Consider the following 17,003-nt stretch of genomic DNA (forward strand, 5'->3'; position numbering starts at 1 on the left):
CCCATAACCGACTTCAACCCCAAGGAGAACCACATGCCAACGGTTCATTTCACTGACGCCGAAGGTGTCGTCAGCGACGTCCAAGGCAATCCCGGCGACTCGGTCATGGAAACCGCGGTGCGCAACGGCGTCCCCGGAATCGTGGCCGAGTGTGGCGGCTCGCTGTCCTGTGCCACCTGCCACGTCTTCGTCCGGGAGGACTGCCTCGAACAGCTGCCGCCGATGGAGGACATGGAGGACGAGATGCTCTACGGCACCGCCGTGGACCGCGAGGAGAACTCCCGGCTGTCCTGCCAGCTCCGCCTCACCGAAAGCTCCGAACTTTTCGTCACTACCCCGGAAACGCAGGTGTAAAGATGGACACCACTATGGCGGAACAGAACGTATCCGGCAGCGAAACCCGCACCCGGACCGGCCTGCTGATCATCGGCGCGAGCCAGTCAGGCGTTCAGCTTGCGGTGTCACTTCGCGCCCTGGGCTTCGATGGACACATCACACTGCTGGGGGACGAGGACCACCGCCCATACCAGCGCCCCGCGCTGTCCAAGGAGTTCCTCCAAGGAACGGTCGAGAGCGAGTCCCTGATATTCCGCTCCAACGAGTACTGGGCAGAGCACAACGTGGACCTGGTCAAAGGCGAATACATCGTCCGGATCGACAAGGAAGCGGACGGTTCCGGGGTTGCGCATGCGTCCTCCGGACGGCAGTTCCCCTTCAAACGGCTGGCCCTGACCGTCGGTGCACGCGCCCGCAAGCTGGAGATAGACGGCGGGGACCTCGACGGCGTGCTGTACCTGCGCAACGCCGACGACGCTCTGGCGCTGAAGGCCCGGGTGGGTGACGCCACGGACGTGGTGGTAATCGGCGGCGGGTTCATCGGCCTGGAGGCCGCGTCCAGTCTGCAGAAGATGGGCAAGAACGTCACCGTGCTCGAGTTCGGTCCGCGGCTCGTAGGCCGGGCTGTGGGGGAGGAGACTGCGGAGTACTTCCTGCAGGCCCACCGTTCCCGCGGTCTGGATATCCGGCTCAACACCACTGCCGCACGCTTCACCGCGAACGACACCGGCACGAAAGTAGCCGCCGTCGAGCTCCAGGACGGCACGGTGCTTCCAGCGCAGATTGTGCTGATCGGCATCGGCGTCATCCCCAACACCACCCTGGCCGAACAGCTCGGCCTAGAAGTGGACAGCGGCGTGGTGGTGGACCGGTTCGCCCTGGCCTCTGACGGCACCACCGCTGCGGTGGGGGACGTGGCCAACATGCCCAACCCGGTCCCCGGTTCTGAGCCCGGTCAACGGATCCGGCTGGAAAGCGTTAACAACGCCATCGAGCATGCCAAGGTGGCCGCCTACTCGCTCATGGGCAGGCGCGAGGAGTACGCCGGGATCCCGTGGTTCTGGTCCAATCAGGCCGACCTCAAGCTGCAGATCGCGGGCCTCTGCAACGGTTACGACCAGACCGTGATCCGCCGCGACGAGGAACGCGGAAAGTTCACCGTCCTTTACTACCGGCAGGGCCAGATCATCGCCGCCGACTGCGTCAATGCCCCACTGGACTTCATGGCCGTAAAGAACGCACTGGCCAAAGGACAGAACATCCCCGCCGGCGCCGCTGCCGACACCGCCACACCCCTCAAAACCATCACCACGGACAGCTAGCCGCCAGGCCGGCCCACCCCAAGGAGCACTATGAGCACCCCCAAGACTCCGATCGCCCCAGCCGGCCCCACCCCTGAAACCGACGTGCTGGCCCAGGCCTTCGTCGTGGAGTACAGCGTCCGGCCCGTTCCCGCCGCCGGGCCGGTGGACACCACCCCCATCTGCAATACCCCCGCTGCCCTTGAGGAGCTCGACGCGCTGTGGAAGACGGTTGTTCAGGAAACCCGGACGCGCGGCAACGACATCCACCTGCCAATCTCCCTGGCCTACGCCGAACGGCTGTGCCGGGCATACCCGGACGCCGATGCCGAACTGGTGCGCGTGGCCACCCTGCTGCACGACACCGGCTGGGCCCACGTGGATGAATCCCGCATCATCTCCGAGGGGTTCACCGGTGACTGGCGCAAGGCCACCATCCGCTACGAGCATGAACAGCAGGGCTGCAACGTTGCGCGCCGGGTACTCCCGGGCCTGGGCTATTCCGCGGAGTTCGTGGAACGTGTCTGTGAAATCATCGACGGTCACGATACCCGGCAGGTGGCCCGGTCCCTGGAGGATGCTCTAATGCGCGACGCCGACCGGCTGTGGCGTTTCGACCGCGCCGGCATCTCCCTCGCGTCTTCGTGGTTCGCCATGGACCCGGCCACCTACACCGACAGGCTGGCCACCGAAATCGTGCCCGAACTCATCACCCAGGCCGCCGTGGACATGGCGACGGCCGACCTCAACCGTTCCAACGCCCTGCTTAAGACAGGAGTGATCCGATGACCTCCGCCACCCATGGTGCTCCTGCCCTGCTTGCCCGCACGGAGCTGTCCCTACCGCACACACATGTGGACACGATCTTCGTCGACGGTGCCTGGCGCCCTTCGCGGGGCACCGGCCGGAACCCGGTGACCGACCCCGCCACGGGCGAGGTGTGGGGCTCGGTACCGGACGGAACTCCCGAAGACGTGGACGCCGCCGTCGGCTCCGCCCAGCGGGCGTTTCAGGGGAAGTGGTCCCGCCTGTCACCGTCCGAACGCGCCGCGTACCTGCTCCGGATCGCCGACGAGGTGGAGAAGCGGGCCGAGGCGCTGTCCCTCACCAACTCCCGCGAAAACGGCTCTCCCGTGGCCGAATCTGCCGGGGCGGCGGCCAACGCGGCAGGCATCTTCCGCTACTTCGCCACACTCGCCGAGTACCTCGAACAAGAGGACGTCCGACCGTTCCCCCGCGGGGGTGGTGAGTCCGTGGTCCGGCGCGAACCCCTCGGAGTCTGCGCGCTGATCGCGCCGTGGAACTTCCCCATCAACCTGGTGATCATCAAGTTGGCACCGGCACTACTCGCCGGCTGCACCGTGGTGATCAAACCGGCATCGCCCACCCCGCTGTCCATCCGCGTGATCATCGATGCGATCGCCGCGGCCGGTGTCCCGGCAGGCGTGGTTAATCTTGTTACCGGATCCGGCCGGCTCGGGGATGTGCTGGTGAAGCACCCCGGCGTAGCCAAAGTGGCGTTCACGGGTTCGACGCCGGTGGGCCGGAAAATTGCCGCGGCCTGCGGTGAGCTGTTGCGGCCGGTCACACTGGAGCTGGGCGGAAAGTCCAGCGCCATTGTGTTGCCCGACGCTGACCTGAACGCCATGTCCGAGGTCCTCATCAAGTCCTCCATGCGCAACACCGGCCAGACCTGCTACATCGCCACCCGGATCCTCGCCCCGGCAAGCCGCTATGACGACGTGGTTGACATGGTCACGGCCACCATCGCCGCCGGGAAGCAGGGTGATCCGCTCGATCCGGACACCGTGTTCGGCCCCTGCGCCACGGAGTCCCAGTACCGGACCGTGCTGGAATACGTGGACTCGGGGCTGGCCGAAGGAGCCCGCGCCACCACCGGCGGCAGCGCCGCGACCTTATCCGGGGGCCTGGAACACGGCTACTTCGTGGAACCCACGGTCTTCGCCGACGTCACCCCTGACATGCGGATCTCCCGCGAGGAAATCTTCGGGCCGGTGATCTGCATTCTTAAATACAACGACGTCGACGATGCAGTGGTCCTGGCCAACAACACCGAGTTCGGTTTGGGCGGGCTGGTGTTCGGCTCTGACCCGGCCGCGGCGATGAACGTTTGCGGACCGCATGGACACCGGCTCTGTGGGCCTAAACTTTTTCGCCTCCAACCATGCCGCACCGTTCGGCGGCAGGCACGACTCCGGTCTGGGGACCGAGTACGGGATTGAAGGCCTGAACGCCTACCTGAGCTACAAGTCCATCCATCGCCGTGCGTAGACAGGCCCATCCGACGGCCGCGTCGCCCTAAATGGACGCTATTCCGGAGCAACCCGAGCCATCGAATTGAATGGAATGAAGCATCTCGGCCCTGTCGTCCCCGGCGGTTCCCTGGGGACCGGGGGTGATTGGTGACATGATTCTGGCGTGGGATCTATCGTCGAGACAGCGATCGACGTGCTCTATGAAACGCAAATTCCGTTGGGCGGGCCTTACTCATGGCGAGCTCGAAGACATGGAGCGCCAATTCGGTGTCAAGTTCTGCCCTGACCATGCGGGCCTCCCGGGTCTGGCTACTCCGATGGGGCCAGGGTGGGTTGATTGGTTGGGCGAGCCTCACGGGATTCTTGAGCGGCTTTGCTGGCCCTGGACGGCGTTCTGTTTGACGTTGAGCAGAATGTGTTTTTGGCCCGATGAGTGAGGCGGAAGGCCACTTAATACAGCTACCGCGACAAATGGGAGTCTTGCGCCCTGCGGCGTCAAAGTCGAAAGGGTCGCGGAGGCGGCCGCTGCTGGCTCACCTCGGCCGCGGCAATGTCGGCGGTCTACGTCGTTGGGGGATTCGTGTTTGGATGAAGTAAATCCAATCCCCTCCTGACAAATCGATGGCTCCGTAACCGCCCTTCTGGGCCCCAAACGCGCGGTTACGGAGCAGTGGATTCACCAAGGACGGCCGGTGCAGTGTCCGATGCACCCCAATCAATGTGGTGTCGATAGACCCAATCGAAGTTGTCGGCGGTTTTCCGGGTGAGCGAGCGGAAGACCGCCTTCAGCACAAGGTCTTCGAAGACACGCTTGAACTGGCCGCGGATCTTCGGAGCCGCGTTCCGGCGGCCCCATTCGACCACCAATTCGGCGCGGCTCCGGCGTTCCTTCTCGTAGCGGGACAGAGCGGCCGGGATCTCCTCATGCGAGACGCCCCGGAGCGCTCGTCCCAGCGTGACCGCGTCTTCGATGGCCATCGAAGCTCCTTGCCCGGACGACGGCGATGCCGCGTGGGCAGCGTCTCCCACGAGGACCAACCTTTCCCGGTGCCAACTGGGGATGCTCGGAAAATCGGAGGTCGTGTACGGCCGGATGATGTCGTCAGTGGCAGCGATTATGGAGGCCATGGGCGTGCGGTCCCCGGCAACGAGCTGCGTCAGCCAGGACTTGCGGGCGGCGTGATCTAGTGTGGCCGGATTCTCGGATGAACGCTGAAGCGGGTTGGCAAACCACCAGATCCTGCCCTCGGGGTCCTTCGTGTAGCAATAGAAGCAGCGCTTGCCGAAGACCATCTTCATGCGCCCGGCCTCGACGTCCAGCAGCTCAGGTGGGAGCAGGCCGGTTGCGACAATGCCGCCAGTGTTGAGCAAGGGGATGTTGGACGGAGCCGGGGATGTAGGGTCGATCAACGGTCGCACCGCCGAGTGAAGGCCGTCGGCGCCCACCACCAGGTCTCCACAAGCGGTGGTGCCGTCCTCGAAAACGGCCGTCACGTCGTCGGGCGTTTCTTCCAGGGTGAGGAGCCGCTTGCCGTACTCGATGCGAATGCCGCGCTGGCTGGCCTCCTCGCGGAACATGCCGTACAGCTCCGAACGAGTCATGGTGCGGGCGGTGGTGCCGTCGGGGAGGGACCCACCATAGTCAAAGTCGATGAGGTGTTTCCCGGTGCTGCCTAAATACATGGACATCCGGGGAGTGCTGAAGCCCAGATTGGCGGCTGCGCCCTTGAGCCCGAGGGTATCCAAGGCGTCGAAGCCATTTACGGCAACTGTGAGGAAGCCGCCGATGCCGTCCGAGGGCCCACCGTAAGCCTCGAAGACGGCGGCCTGGTGGCCGCCTTTCTGCAGTGAGATGGCGGTGGCGAGTCCGGCGATTCCGGACCCGATGACAAGACACTTCAGCATGGCGGACTCTTTATTTCACGGGATTGATGCAACGCCTGGAGGCCAAAGGCGTGGCCCGCCGGGTCCAGCACGCGGAGGACAAGCGGAAGGTCTTGATCGAGCTGGTGGGGGACCAAGCAACTGCAGCGATGCCCCATTTCGTCGACTTCATGAACGGGCTGGCGACCCTGCTGGAGGGTTACAGCGACGAGGAACTGCAAGTCATCGCGGACTATTCATCCAAAGCTGCGAGGATCCAGCAAGATGCGGCCGCGCGTCTAGGTGCCGCGTCGAGCAGGAATGCGGACGACGACAACGGTCGTTTGCCGCCCTCGAAACCCGTCTGAGTTGCTCCCTACCTGGGTTGGCGCGACCTAAACCCCATGACCCCGCGATGAACTCCAGGACTTGCGCGGAAACGCGAAGTTCTTCCTAGGACGGGAGTTTGCGCGGCCACTTCTACTCCCGTGCTTTGAACGCCGATAACCGGCCTTCCGTCAACCTGCGGGAGCGGCCGAGCCCGGGCCACCCTGTGGCGTTCACGGAACGTCGCCTGCCGGCTTCATCGGTCATGAGAATGCGGCGGGTGATTGAAACTGCACATTCGGGCGGGGAGGAAACTGTTCATTATTTGATCACCGGTTCAGCTCATGGTTGCACCGGCAAGAGCAATACGGTGAGAATTCCCAGCCCTGCGAGGACGACGACGCTGGCGGAGAGGGCGGCTATAGAGGTCATGGTGGGTGTGATTGCTTCCTGGTTAATTCCATGGATGGCGCGATGGAACCGTTTCTTGCGGGTGCTGCTGATGGCCGTGGCTGTGACAATTGAGGCCGCGACGAGGGTGCCTACGAACCAGCCATGGTGGGGCATCCACCGCAGGAAGACGGCAGCCGCGACCGTCATGGACATTGTGGTCCGGCCCCAGGCCAGCTCTGTGCGTTCTGGCTGCAGGCCGCCGTCGCTGTGGGTTGGCGTGTCATGTCGCGAAGACACGGATCAGAGGGGACGGACGAGGACGAAGACCACCATCATGGCGGCGACGAGTGCCCCCCCGATAGCCAGGACGGGGGCTATCCAAGGCAAAGGGAGCGGAGCTTTACGGCGTATCGACTGTTCAACACTTAGCCAGCGGAAGAACGCGCCACCGCCAATCAGCAGTGCGAGCACGAGCAGGAGAACGGAGATGGCTTTGCGGAGTTCGGGACCGAAGAGGTCCGCCATGAATGCTTCCACGGCAACGCCCCCGGCGAGCACTGCTAACGAGGTGCGGATCCAGGCCAGGAAGGTGCGTTCGTTGGCCAATGTAAATCGTGGGTCCGGTTCGATGCCGCCACCCAGGATCCGCTGCGAGAGGCCGGTGCGCCCGCCGCCGCTACGTGACTTAAGATCCTCCATGGGTCGTTCCTTCCAGATTTGGTCATATGGTTTTTCAGCTCAGGGCAGGATGCGGGAACAGAGTTGATTGCCACCGTCCGCCGTCTTCGGGGCCGTAGTGCCTTATGCCTATGACTTAGTGACCGTCTTTAGGAATGCTGGCTCCGCTCCGGCACTCGGGGCGGAGCCAACCGGGGTGGACGCACCCGGATTGGGGACAGCGGCGGCGTCAAGGCCAAGCCTGCGGCGGTCGCGTTGCTGGTTGACGAACACCAAAGCCAGGACGCCGAAGGTAAACATCAGGGCACCGGCCAGGGCGAAGGCCGCACGGTAACCCTCAGCGGGGGTTGGCGCACCGCCGATCAGGAAACCTGAGACTGCAGGTGCGAAGACTCCGCCGGTGGTGAGTACCGCGTTGGCGATGGAGAGATTGGCGCCACGCTGGCCAATGGTGGTCAGCTCAGCCACTACCAGGTAGGTGATAGCGAACAGCGCTGGTGCCGTGCCGAAGCCGAAGACCATGAGGGTGATCGACAGGACAGGGGACGTTGTCATTGTTGCTCCTACCAGGCAGGCGCCGGCGAAGGCGCCGGCGGCGCCGAGTACCCGGGCGCGGGCCTTCCGTGTAGGAACTCCCTTCAGGTGCAGGCGCTGGGTCAGCGCGCTCAAGCCCACGGTGGCGATGGTGCCCCACCCGGCGGGCAGAGCGATCATGGTCCCTGCCTGCTGCCCGCTGAAGCCCAGCACAGTCTGGAAGTACGCTGGCCCCCACGACATGGCCAGGGTGAACGTCCAGTAGCCGAAGAAGGATGCCAGGACTGCGAAGATCCAGCTGGGGGAGAGGATGGTGCGCCAGTAGCGGATCTTGGTCTCCGTCACGAGAGGGACTTCTTCAGGGGCAATGCCGTCGATGTCCTGCTCGGCCTTTCGGCTGGTGTAGGGGCCTTCCTTGCCCACGATGAACCAGAAGAGGGTCCAGGCCAGACCCACGATGGCCAGCACTGCGAACGCGGTCTGCCAGCCGAACTGCCCGATCACCCATGCTAGGACCGGGGCGAACGCCACGATGCCCAGCGTCACACCTGAGGACGCCAAGGCGGCAGGGGTGGCTCCCTTTTTCTCCGGGAACCATTTGTAGATTCCGTGCATCAGCACCGGCGCCAGCGGGCCCTCGCCGGCGCCCAGCAGCAGGCGGCTGGCCCACAGGGCAGGCAGCGATGCGAACAACAGAATGGGGGCCTGCGCCAGTGACCACAGCAGGCACAGCACCAGCAGGATCCACTTGCTCGAGACCTTGTTCGCGATCGGTGCAGCGACGATCTGCGCCACGCCGAAGGTCAGGAACATGGCGCTGCCCACCAGGCCGAACTGCTCCGGCGTGATGCCCAGCTGCTTCATGAGCGGCACGGCGGCGATGCCCAGCACCGCCTTGTCCGCCCAGCTGAGCATCATCAGGAAGAGCAAGCTGAACGTGATGAACCAGCCGTAGCGGTTGCGCTTGGCCCGAGACCAGGTCCGGGGATCGCGGGAGGTCGCGGAGCCCGAAGCCACGTCCGGATGGGGAGTTTCAGACACAGTATGCCCAATCGTTGAAGAGGGAGCCTTTGCTGGATTGCAGCGGCGTTTTCCTTGACTCTAGGCTCGTGTGATGAGCCTTACATTCTAGCTTTCCGTTGGGTGGAAAGCCGCTTTCTGGGGCGAATCACCCAGGGCTGTGCCGCCGTCGGTCTCTCCCAGGAAAGTGAGCAGGCCCATCCCTAGGACGCTGAATGCGCACGTCAGCCACCAAGTGGTGCCCCAGCCACCGGCGCGAGAAGCGAGCAGGGCGAAGAGCATGGGGCCCAGGAAATTTCCCACGTTGAAGATCTGCTGCGTCAGCCCCAGCACAGCCGTGACGGACCCGTCGGCGGGGGCGATGCGCATCGAGTAGCTGGTTACCGCGGCAGGGATCAGGCCGCCGACGGCGGAAAACACAGCAATGAGCCCGAACTGGATGAGGATGCCGTTCCCGATGGTCCCCCAGTCCACGGCGAACGTTGCCACGGAGGCGGCGGACATCGCCAGGAAGGTCCAGAGGATGATCTTCCGTTCGGACAGGCCGCGCTGAATGAAGGGGCCAGCGCTGACCGCACCGATGGCGTTGACGCCGCCGACGACGGCGCTGAGGATGCCGGGCCAGGGGCCATCCAGACCGGCCGACCGGTAGATGGCCGGCAGGAAGCCGAGCACGGCCATCCACTGCGCCGTAAAGCAGGCGAAGACCACCCCGATGATCCACGGCCGGCGGGTGGCCAGGGTCCGGCCGACGCGGCGGAGTGCGGAGCGCAACCCGGCGTCGGCCGGGAGCACATCCCGGGGCACCCGGCGCACCAGCAGCGGCACCGGGAGCAGCGTAACAACGGCCATCACCAGCCACCACTCGCGCCAGCCGGCGGCCTGGAGGAACAGCGCACCCGCGGACAGGCCGATCAGCGTGGCCATGCCCTGGAACGTTGCCCAGCTCGCCAGCGCCACATTCAGCCGCTGCGGCGGAGCCACCTTGCGGATCAGGGCAGGTGCGACGACGACGGCCAACAGGAACCCGACGCCCTCCAGCGTCCGTGCGGCCATCAGCAATTCCGTGCTGGGGGCGGCCGCTCCGAGCGCGGAGGCGGCGCTGAGCAGAATCAGGCCGGAGACCAGGAGGCGCCGGAGGCCCACCATCTCCCCGCCCACGGCAGTGGCCAGGCCGCCCACGATGCTGGCCAGCTGGATGATGCCCAGCAGCAGCCCGGCCTGGACCAGCGTGGTGCCCAGATCCGCTTGGATGGCGGCCAGGGCGGCCGGGAGTTTCCAGATGTGCATGGCCGCCGCGGTGCCTGCGGCGAGCACGGCAAGCCAGGACGCGTCCGCCGTGGTCGTTCCTGAAGCTGGTGTTCCGGTGGTGAGCGACGGCAGAGCCAAGAGCTGTCCTTACAGGAGGATGACGGGGTGGGAGCAGGATTCCTCAGGCAGGGGCCAGGACGGGGCTGCCGATGCCGAACCGCTGCCCGCTCACTGCCACGTCCACGGGGCCGTCGAAGCTGGAGGCGGCCCGGTTGCGCCACCATTCGGGCTCGGCCCGGCCGGCCAGGTGCGAGAGCACCAGGCGCCCCACGCCGGCGGCTGCGGCAACGCGCCCGGCGCCCTCGGGCGGGGTGTGCGCGATCCGCTGGTGGTTCAGGAACTCCGGGGAGAAGCCCTTGCCCGCGTAGAAGCCCAGGTTCACCGCTTCGTGCACCAGGACGTCGGCACCGGTGGCGAGCACGGCCATGGCTTCACATTCGGCGGTGTCGCCGGAGAATACCACCGATCCGGCGTCGGTATCGAAGCGGAATGCCAGCGCGGGCCTTACCGGCGGGTGCTCCACCAGGATGCCCGTGACCTTGACCCGGTCATCTTCGTAGACGTCGAACGGGCGGGCCGCCGCGGGCGTGCCGTGCGTCGGCGTGTTGAGGTCGACGGTGCGCAGCAGGGAGGCCAGATCCGGGCGTGCCTCGTCGTGGACCCTGATGTCGATGTCATAGGAGAACGCCTTCAGCGAGTGCGAGACCAGTTCGCTGGTGCCTGCAAGCCCCGCGCCGCCGTCGCGGGTGTGATCCTTGCCCGGGCCCACCACGGACACCGGTCCGGTGAAGCCCTCCACCGGGTTGCCCCAGTTCCACAGCAGGAAGCCGGGAAGTTCCACCACATGATCCGAGTGCAGGTGGGTGACAAAGCCGGCCGCGAAATCCTTGCCGCGCAGTCCCGCCTCGTGGGCGGCGCGGGAGCAGCCCAAACCGAAGTCCACCATGTAGAAGGCGTCGCCCACCACGAGGGCGCTGGAGATACCGTTTTCCGGTCCGCGGATGGCTGGCCCGGCGGCGGTGCCAAGGGTGATCAGTTCGACGCTCACTGTAAGTCCTTCACAGGGTTGGTGCGGGATCAGGAATGGGGGCGGGCATTGATGACGCGGGTTTCCAGGTATTCCTCCAGCCCCCAGCGGCCGCGTTCGCGGCCTACGCCGGAGGCCTTCCAGCCGCCGAACGGGGCATCCGGCTCCACCACGGTGTGCTGGTTGACCCAGACTGTTCCGGCCTCGATCCGGGAGGCGGTGGCGTACGCGCGGTCCGGGTCCGGGCTCCAGACGGACGCGCCGAGGCCGAATTCCCCGGCGTTGAGCGCGGCGATGGTGGTGTCGAGGTCGTCGTAGGCAACAATCGGCAGCGCTGCCCCGAACTGTTCCTGCTCCACCAGGTCCATGCCCGGTTCGGCGTCGATCACTACGGTGGGGGAGAGGAAGTATCCGGGCAGGTCGCATCCGGGGGTGCCGCCGGTGATGATGCGGGCGCCACTGCCGACGGCGGAGTCCACCAGGCCCCGGACCAGCTTGAGCTGCGATTCGTTGTGCATGGGGCCCATGGTGGTGCCGTCCGCGATGCCGTGGCCCAGCACGTGGCGGGATGCCTCGGCGGCGATGGCCTCGGCCAGTTCCCTGCTGCGTCTACGCGGGACGTAGACGCGCTTGACCGCCATGCACACCTGACCGGCGTTGCGGAAGGCGCTGCCGACGATCCCGCGGGCCGTCACGGCGAGGTCCGCGTCGTCCAGCACGATGGCAGGATCGTTGCCGCCGAGCTCCATGGTGACGCGCTTGACCGTGGTGGCGGCCTGCTGCGCAATGGAAATGCCCACGTCCGTGGAACCGGTAAAGGAGATCTTCCGGATGCCGGGAGAGGTGCTCAGGGCGACGTTGACGGTGCGCCGCGAGCTGGTCTGGGCCTGCAGCACGCCGGCAGGGAGGACCTCATTGAGCAGGTTGACCAGCGCGATAGTGGACAGCGGCGTGGACGGCGAGGGCTTGGCGATCACGGTGCAGCCCGCCACCAGCGCGGGGGCAACCTTCACACAGAGCAGGGAGATGGGGAAGTTCCAGGGCGTGATGGTGCCCACCACGCCCACCGGCCGGTACTGGACCTCGAGGGTGCGGTCGGCGCGCGGCGCCAGCGGTTCCACCTCGTCCCACGCCAGGTCCGCGTAGTGCTCAAATGGGCCCGCGGCCACGCTGAATTCACCGGCGGCCTCCGCCTTGGGCTTGCCTTGCTCCAGGGAGAGCAGCGTGGCCAGGGAGTCCAGGTCGCGGCGTATCAGGGCGGCGGCCGAACGGAGGGCGACACGGCGGGCTTCGCGGTCAGTAGCCCAGCCGGGTGCGGCGGCGCGGGCGGCTGCAACCGCCAGCTCAACATCCTGCTCGGTGTTCTCAGGGGCCTGTCCCACGACCTCGAGCGTCGCGGGGTCCAGTACCTCGTAATGGGCTGCCGTCATGGTCTGTCCTTTCGGCACGGAGGAGAATTCTTATCCCAGTGTCATGGCAGCCGCCACGCCACCGCAGAACTTTTCCGTCCAACGGAAAGTGGACCAGGGTTCGGTGGCAGGCTTGCCACTATGGAGTGAAGCACATCACGCACATCGAGGAGCGCCCATGACCCACGAGCAACTGCCCATCGTCCTGACCGGGGTTTCCTCCGGCATCGGTGCCCGCACCGCGCAAATCCTGACAGAACGCGGAGTGCCGCTGATCGGCATTGACCGCAACGCACCGGCGGCGTTCACCGGCACCTTTGTACAGGCGGACCTTTCCAGCCAGGACGGCATCGACGCCGCCGCGGCCGCCGTCGCAGCGGCCGCACCGCACGGCATCGCCGGCCTGGCCAACATCGCCGGCGTCCCGGGCACAGCACCCTGGCGTGCGGTACTTTCCGTCAACGTCTTCGGGGTCCGCGGCCTGGTCCGGGCCCTGGCCCCGCTCCTCGGCGAGGGTACCGCCGTCGTGAATCTGGCCTCCAACGTGGCCGTGCAGTGGCGCACCGTCAAGGACCGCTGCGCCGCATTCGCACTCGCCGAGGACCAGGCCGCCGCGCTGGACGCGCTGGCAGGCGACGACGAAATCACCGGGGAGTCCTACCTGTTCTCCAAGCACTGCGTCCGGTTCCTCACCGAGCACCTGGCCGCTGAACTGCTGCCCAAACGCATCCGGGTCAACAGCGTCAGCCCTGGACCGGTGGCCACTCCCATCCTGGAGGACTTCAAGAAGGACCACGGCCGGGACAAGGTTGAGGGTGCCGGTGCACTGCTGGGCCGCTTCGGGGACCCGGACGACATCGCCCCCGTCATCGACTTCCTGCTCCGCCCCGAGTCACGCTGGATCAACGGATCCGACATCCGGGTCGACGGTGGCCTCGCGGCCTACCGTGGTTCAGCCCTCACTTCGCTCACCACGTAGGTTCATAAGGCACGACGTCGGGACCTCACCTTTCACGTAAGGAGGTCCCGGCGTCGGGCCTTAAAATGACAGGAGACGGCGGCCGGCATCTGTTTTTGGGTCCCGGTCAGGAGGGTGGTGCTGCATGGCCAACGCTGCGCCCAACGGGCGCGTCCCGCGGTTGCCCGGCAACGCTGCCGCGCCCGTACGGGTCAAGAAAGGCAGCAGCAGTGCCGCTGACCCGCAGGCCGCGAGCGTGACATCACGCGCGCTGGCCCTGCTGGGCACTTTTGACACCGAGCACTCCGTCCAGACCCTCAGTGCCATGGCCCGCCGGGCCGGCCTGCCGGTGGCCACCGCGCACCGGCTTGCCGGCGACCTTGTTGCCTGGGGTGGACTGGAAAAGGTCCGCGGCGAGTACCGGGTGGGCCAGCGCATCTGGCGCCTTGGCCTGCTGGCCCCGGCACAGCAGAACATCGCCGAAGTAGCGGCCCCGTTCATGCAGGACGTCCTCTTCGTCACCCACAACGTGGTCAACCTGTTCATCCTGGACGGGGAGGACGTCCTGCTGGTGGAGCGGATGTCCGGCACCGGCGCGGGGCAGCCTTTCCGCAGAGTGGGCGCGCGCCTGCCGCTCCACGCCAGTGCAGCGGGCAAGGTCATGCTGGCCTACGGGGCAAAGGAGCTGTTCACCTCCGCCGCCCAGCGCCTTGAACCGCACACACCCCGGACCATCACCAACCCCACGGTGTTGGCGGCCGAAATCGAGCGGGTGCGGACCAACGGATACGCCACCACCGAGGAAGAGGCAGGACCAGATAATTACGGCCTGGCCGTCCCGGTGCTCCTGCCGAACAACCAGGTGGTCGCGTCGCTGGGCATCGTCACCCGCGGCCGGCCCGCTCCGGTGGGCACCGTGGTTCCCGTGCTCAACATCGCCGCACGGGGCATCGCGCGCCGGCTCGGCGTTGAGCACCTGCCGCAGTAGACCGATTTCTTTCCGTTGGATGGAAATTGACCGGCAGGTTGTGTTGCGGAACACCTAACCTCGAATTAAGCCCAAATTTTCAGGTGAAGCCAGGTAGACGGCCGTCGCGGCCCGTTGAGCGGCTGGCGACCCCAAAGGAAGTGAATATCCCCATGAGTGCATCCGCAGGAGCCACCATCGACGCTGTCGTCGACCAGGTGGAAAATGTGGCCGATCAGGTGGTTTCCCTGGTTCTGCGCCGGGCGGACGGCCAGCCGTTCCAGCCCTGGCAGCCCGGCGCGCACATCGACGTACATGTGGGCGACGGCCTGGTGCGGCAGTACTCGCTGTGTTCCTCGCCCGATGAGCTGGACCACCTGCGGATCGGGGTGCTCCACGTGCCGGATTCCCGCGGCGGGTCCAAGGCAGTGCACGCGCTGCTGGCCGGCACCCGGCTCACCATCTCGGAGCCGCGTAACAACTTCCCCCTGCGCGAGTCGCGCCGCTATCTCTTCCTCGCCGGCGGCATCGGGATCACCCCGCTGATTCCGATGCTGGAGGCAGCCGAGCGTGCCGGCAAGGAATGGACCCTGGTCTACGGCGGCCGCAGCCGTGGCACCATGGCCTTTGCCCAGCAACTGGAAGACCGCTACGGCACGGACCGGATCCGCATCCTTGCCGAAGACGAAGTTGGCCGGCTCGATCTGGACGAGATCCTCGGGATGCCGAGGGCGCACATGCTGGTGTATGCCTGCGGTCCCGGCGGTCTACTGAACGTCATGGAGGAACGCTGCATGGGCTGGCCCCCCGGTGCCCTGCACACCGAACGCTTCGTAGCGTCCACGCTGGGTGCCGCTTCTGCCAATGCTCCCTTCGAAGTGGAGCTTGCACGCACCGGGACCACGGTTACCGTGCCGAACGACAAAACCATCCTCGAAGCCGTCGAAGAGATCGGCGTGCGCGTCCTCTCCTCCTGCCGCGGAGGACTGTGCGGCACCTGCGAAACCCAGATCATCTCCGGCGAACCCGAGCACCGCGACGCGGTCCTCAGCGAGGAAGACAAGGAAGCGGGCGAGGTCATGCTGGTCTGCGTTTCCCGCGCGGCCGCTGGCTGCCCCCGTCTCGTCCTCGATCTCTAGCCTTGCCTCCGACCGCGACCTTCCCAGCCGTCCGCCTCAGGCACGCCATCCAATCAGGAGTACTCCAATGACCGCCACCACGCATGAAGCCAACGTCCTGGGTGAGGACCCCTTCGAAACCGCCAACCTCCTTGATCCATACCCCTTCTTGGGGCGGCTCCGCGACGCCGGCGCCGTCTCCTACCTGGAGAGCACCGGCAGCTTCGCCGTGGCGGGCTATCAGGAGGTCTACGAGGTCCTCACCGACTTCGAAACCTACATCTCCTCAGGTGGCCTCGGCCCGCGGGACATCCGGAAAGACTCGGGCTGGCGCCCGCCCAGCATCCTCGAATCGGACCCGCCCGTCCACACCGTGATGCGCCGCGCGTTGACCGGCGTCATCAACCCCGGCACCGTCCGCGCCCTCCGGGAGCCGTTCACCCCGCCTGCCGTGGAACTCACCGAGCAGCTGGCCCGCCGGGACCGCTTCGACGCCATCACGGACCTCGCCGAAAAGTACCCCCTGCGGGTCTTCCCGGACGCCGTGGGGATTCCCGACGTCGGCCGTGAACACCTCCTGCCCTACGGCAACATGGTGTTCAACGCCTTCGGCCCGGAGAACTACATCTTCAAACAGGCCTTCGCCCAAGGCGACGAGCACGCCGCCTCGGTGATGCGGAACTGCCAGCGGGAAAACCTGAACGACACCGGCTTCGGGGCGCAGATCTGGGCCCGCGTCGAGGAAGGCCTGATCACGGAGCAGCAGGCCACCCTGCTGGTCCGGGCACTCCTGTCCGCCGGTGTGGACACCACCATCTTCGGCATCGGCAACACGCTCTCCGTGCTGGCCCGCTACCCGGAGGCCTGGGCCCGGCTGCGGGAGAACCCCAAACTGGCCAAGTTCGCCGTTGACGAGGCGCTGCGCCTTGAATCGCCGTTCCAGAAGTTCCACCGGACCGTTGCCGTGGACACTGTCCTGGGCGGTGTGCGCCTGCCCGCCGGCGCCAAGGTGCTGGTATTCCTCGGAGCCGCGAACCGCGACCCCCGAAAGTGGGGCGACAACGCCGACGAATTCGACCTCGAGCGCAACGCCTCCGGCCACGTCGCCTTCGGGATGGGCCTGCACCAGTGCGTCGGGCAGCCCATCGCCCGGCTTGAAATGGAAATCATACTGCAGCAGTTGGCCGAGCGGGTGGCCGCCATCGAACCCGCCGGCGCCCCGGTCCCGATCCTGCACAACGTGCTCCGCGGGTTCGAGTCCCTGCCCGTACGGGTTACTGCCGGTTAAATCTCCCAAATCGTGTTTCCGGTCCCTGTCCGGAAGGCCGTAAGCCGCCCAAGCCTAATATGTGATTGGTTCTGTCAAGGGGCGGGGGGATGCGTCCCGGGGTTGTGTAGTCCTGGGGTTGCTTGTTTGGTGTTGGCCGTGACCTGGCTGTCGGTGGTCAGTGTTGTTGTGGCCGGGGTGTCTGGCCGGGTGGTCAG

The 17,003-nt window shown here is 66.2% G+C and carries 16 protein-coding genes and 1 pseudogene; 10 read left to right on the forward strand and 7 right to left on the reverse strand.

Annotated elements, in window-relative coordinates:
- The first annotated feature begins 33 nt into the window (after positions 1–33).
- From AC1DFE_RS19165 to AC1DFE_RS19185, 5 genes and pseudogenes are all read left to right on the forward strand, one after another.
- Positions 34–354, forward strand: a complete 321-nt coding sequence (locus tag AC1DFE_RS19165) for a 2Fe-2S iron-sulfur cluster-binding protein (protein WP_476907451.1) — start codon at positions 34–36, stop codon at positions 352–354.
- 2 nt (positions 355–356) lie between these two features.
- Complete coding sequence (locus AC1DFE_RS19170) at positions 357–1,658, forward strand: NAD(P)/FAD-dependent oxidoreductase (protein ID WP_476907452.1); 1,302 nt, start codon at positions 357–359, stop codon at positions 1,656–1,658.
- A 30-nt stretch (positions 1,659–1,688) separates the two neighbouring features.
- A complete protein-coding gene (locus AC1DFE_RS19175; RefSeq protein ID WP_476907453.1) occupies positions 1,689–2,426 on the forward strand; it encodes an HD domain-containing protein in 738 nt (245 codons plus the stop codon).
- Positions 2,423–3,706: pseudogene (locus tag AC1DFE_RS19180) on the forward strand (aldehyde dehydrogenase family protein); the annotation flags it as partial. The gene AC1DFE_RS19175 and the pseudogene AC1DFE_RS19180, both read left to right, overlap by 4 nt.
- A 73-nt stretch (positions 3,707–3,779) precedes the next feature.
- Positions 3,780–3,929: an aldehyde dehydrogenase family protein gene (locus AC1DFE_RS19185; RefSeq protein WP_476907454.1), complete on the forward strand. Its 150-nt coding sequence runs from the start codon at positions 3,780–3,782 to the stop codon at positions 3,927–3,929.
- 644 nt (positions 3,930–4,573) lie between these two features.
- Here AC1DFE_RS19185 and AC1DFE_RS19190 read toward each other — a convergent pair.
- Positions 4,574–5,818 carry an FAD-dependent oxidoreductase gene (locus AC1DFE_RS19190; protein WP_476907455.1) on the reverse strand — a complete coding sequence of 415 codons (1,245 nt, stop codon included), beginning with the start codon at positions 5,816–5,818 and terminating at the stop codon, positions 4,574–4,576.
- A 26-nt stretch (positions 5,819–5,844) separates the two neighbouring features.
- Here AC1DFE_RS19190 and AC1DFE_RS19195 point away from each other — a divergent pair, with 26 nt between their 5' ends.
- Entirely contained in the window at positions 5,845–6,144 is a 300-nt protein-coding gene (locus AC1DFE_RS19195) for a hypothetical protein (protein WP_476907456.1), read from the forward strand.
- 301 nt (positions 6,145–6,445) lie between these two features.
- On the opposite strand, the gene AC1DFE_RS19200 is transcribed toward AC1DFE_RS19195, so the two are convergent.
- From AC1DFE_RS19200 to AC1DFE_RS19225, 6 genes are all read right to left on the reverse strand, one after another.
- A complete protein-coding gene (locus AC1DFE_RS19200; RefSeq protein ID WP_476907457.1) occupies positions 6,446–6,793 on the reverse strand; it encodes a DUF202 domain-containing protein in 348 nt (115 codons plus the stop codon).
- A 3-nt stretch (positions 6,794–6,796) separates the two neighbouring features.
- On the reverse strand, positions 6,797–7,195 hold the full coding sequence (locus tag AC1DFE_RS19205; protein ID WP_476907458.1) for a YidH family protein: 399 nt from the start codon (positions 7,193–7,195) through the stop codon (positions 6,797–6,799).
- 108 nt (positions 7,196–7,303) lie between these two features.
- Positions 7,304–8,749 carry an MFS transporter gene (locus AC1DFE_RS19210; protein WP_476907459.1) on the reverse strand — a complete coding sequence of 482 codons (1,446 nt, stop codon included), beginning with the start codon at positions 8,747–8,749 and terminating at the stop codon, positions 7,304–7,306.
- Between the two features lie 87 nt (positions 8,750–8,836).
- On the reverse strand, positions 8,837–10,117 hold the full coding sequence (locus tag AC1DFE_RS19215; protein ID WP_476907460.1) for an MFS transporter: 1,281 nt from the start codon (positions 10,115–10,117) through the stop codon (positions 8,837–8,839).
- A 43-nt stretch (positions 10,118–10,160) separates the two neighbouring features.
- A complete protein-coding gene (locus tag AC1DFE_RS19220; RefSeq protein WP_476907461.1) occupies positions 10,161–11,087 on the reverse strand; it encodes an MBL fold metallo-hydrolase in 927 nt (308 codons plus the stop codon).
- Positions 11,088–11,116: 29 nt separating this feature from the next.
- Positions 11,117–12,496: an aldehyde dehydrogenase family protein gene (locus AC1DFE_RS19225; RefSeq protein ID WP_476907462.1), complete on the reverse strand. Its 1,380-nt coding sequence runs from the start codon at positions 12,494–12,496 to the stop codon at positions 11,117–11,119.
- A gap of 157 nt (positions 12,497–12,653) precedes the next feature.
- Here AC1DFE_RS19225 and AC1DFE_RS19230 point away from each other — a divergent pair, with 157 nt between their 5' ends.
- From AC1DFE_RS19230 to AC1DFE_RS19245, 4 genes are all read left to right on the forward strand, one after another.
- Positions 12,654–13,454 carry an SDR family oxidoreductase gene (locus tag AC1DFE_RS19230; protein WP_476907463.1) on the forward strand — a complete coding sequence of 267 codons (801 nt, stop codon included), beginning with the start codon at positions 12,654–12,656 and terminating at the stop codon, positions 13,452–13,454.
- Positions 13,455–13,578: 124 nt separating this feature from the next.
- Positions 13,579–14,421 (forward strand): IclR family transcriptional regulator, encoded by an 843-nt coding sequence (locus tag AC1DFE_RS19235; RefSeq protein WP_476907464.1) that lies wholly within the window; start codon positions 13,579–13,581, stop codon positions 14,419–14,421.
- A 152-nt stretch (positions 14,422–14,573) separates the two neighbouring features.
- Positions 14,574–15,539 (forward strand): PDR/VanB family oxidoreductase, encoded by a 966-nt coding sequence (locus tag AC1DFE_RS19240; RefSeq protein ID WP_476907465.1) that lies wholly within the window; start codon positions 14,574–14,576, stop codon positions 15,537–15,539.
- Positions 15,540–15,606: 67 nt separating this feature from the next.
- Positions 15,607–16,806 (forward strand): cytochrome P450, encoded by a 1,200-nt coding sequence (locus tag AC1DFE_RS19245; RefSeq protein WP_476907466.1) that lies wholly within the window; start codon positions 15,607–15,609, stop codon positions 16,804–16,806.
- Positions 16,807–17,003: the final 197 nt, after the last annotated feature.

Source organism: Arthrobacter sp. 05T423, assembly GCF_056396245.1.